The organism is Pseudomonas sp. DF5, from assembly GCF_058148225.1.
On sequence record NZ_JBYVYM010000058.1, the window covers coordinates 1 to 1,632 of the forward strand.

Annotated in this window: 1 protein-coding gene; it reads left to right on the top strand. The window is 57.5% G+C overall.

Annotated elements, in window-relative coordinates; all coding sequences use genetic code 11:
* Positions 1-90: 90 nt before the first annotated feature.
* Positions 91-1,464, top strand: coding sequence for a transposase (locus tag AC30D7_RS28675; RefSeq protein WP_490136320.1), 1,374 nt, complete (start codon positions 91-93; stop codon positions 1,462-1,464).
* Positions 1,465-1,632: the final 168 nt, after the last annotated feature.

Consider the following 1,632-nt stretch of genomic DNA (forward strand, 5'->3'; position numbering starts at 1 on the left):
GGCAGAAAACGGCCGATTCTGTTGAAAAAGTAGCTCCCCTGTCTGGCCTGCGGCAAAATCTCTGCATTGGCCAGCAGGGAAGCACACAGCATGATGGGACAGTTATCGAGTGGGCAGGATCGACTGTTTTACTCGTTCAACCTCGAAGATCACATCCCCGCCAATCACCTTCTGCGCAGCATTGATCGGTGTCTCGATCTGAACGACCTGCGCCATTACCTAGCCGACTTCTACAGCCCAATTGGGCGTCCTTCGATTGATCCTGAGCTGATGATCCGCATGCTGATTGTGGGCTATTGCTACGGCATTCGCTCAGAACGGCGGCTGTGCGAAGAAACCCATCTGAACCTGGCGTATCGCTGGTTCTGCCGGTTGAGCCTTGAAGATGAAGTCCCTAATCACTCGACCTTTTCCAAGAATCGACACGGCCGTTTTCGGGACAGCGATCTGTTTCGCTGGTTGTTCAATGAGGTGCTGCGCCGCTGCATGGACGCGGGGTTGGTCAAGGGCGAAGGCTTCGCCGTGGACGCCAGCATCATCAAAGCGGATGCGAGTCGGCAGCGCGGCGTACCGGGTGATGAACAGGTCAACTGGAGCGATCCGGCCCTGAGCACCCGCGCCGTGCGTGAGTACCTTGAAGCCCTCGATGAAGAGGCTTTGGCCGAAACGCTACCGAAGCGCCTATCGCTGACGGACCCGCAGGCCCGCTGGACCGCTGCTCCAGGCGGCCCAGCTTTCTACGCTTACTCCACGAACTATCTGATCGATACCGAGCACGGCGTAATCGTGGATGTGGAGCCTACACCCGCTCATCGAACGGCCGAAGTCGAGAGCACCAAGACGATGATCGAGCGCGTTGAAGCGCAGTTCGACATCAAGCCGGAACGCCTCATCGGCGATACCGCGTACGGTACAGCGCCGATGTTGGCCTGGATGGTGGAGGAAAAAGACATCGAACCTCACGTGCCGGTGTGGGACAAAACCGAGCGCAAGAACGACAGTTTTTCGAGCAACGATTTCCACTGGAATGAAGAGGTTGAGGAATACCGCTGCCCGGCCGGCAACGCATTGCGCAGCGAATGGCGAGCCTTCAAGAACGAGCGTTCACACGTCACCAAGGCCAACACCATCATCTTCCGATCCCGGCAGACCGACTGCGTTGCCTGTCCGATGAAAGCCAAGTGCTGCCCGAACACTGCGTTCCGCAAGATCGCTCGCAGCGTCCATGAAGCCGCGCGCGATGTGGCGCGGCGCATTGCAGCAACGCCGGCATATCAGCGCTCTCGCCACGAACGTAAAAAAGTCGAAATGTTGTTTGCCCACCTCAAGCGCATCCTGAAATTGGATCGCCTGCGGCTACGTGGCATGAGTGGCGCGACGGATGAATTCACGCTGGCCGCTGCGGTGCAGAACCTGCGACGGCTGGCCAAATTTACCTCTCAAGGGCCACCGGTCCCGGGATAGGTGCGTCTGCACTAAGCAAAAAACCTCAAACCAACCCAATAACCGAGCAGCAAAGGTCAACGAAGGGCCGAGAAACCACTCAATGTGGTGAGTAGGTTCTCCGATGGTAGTCGTGCCTGTGTTCGGGCCAGCTGAAAATCCGACTTTTTCAACAGAATCGGCCAAAAG

Bases quoted from the DNA above. Each gene is read 5' to 3' on its own strand.
- AC30D7_RS28675 (WP_490136320.1), top strand. From the start codon at position 91: ATGATGGGACAGTTATCGAGTGGGCAGGATCGACTGTTTTACTCGTTC.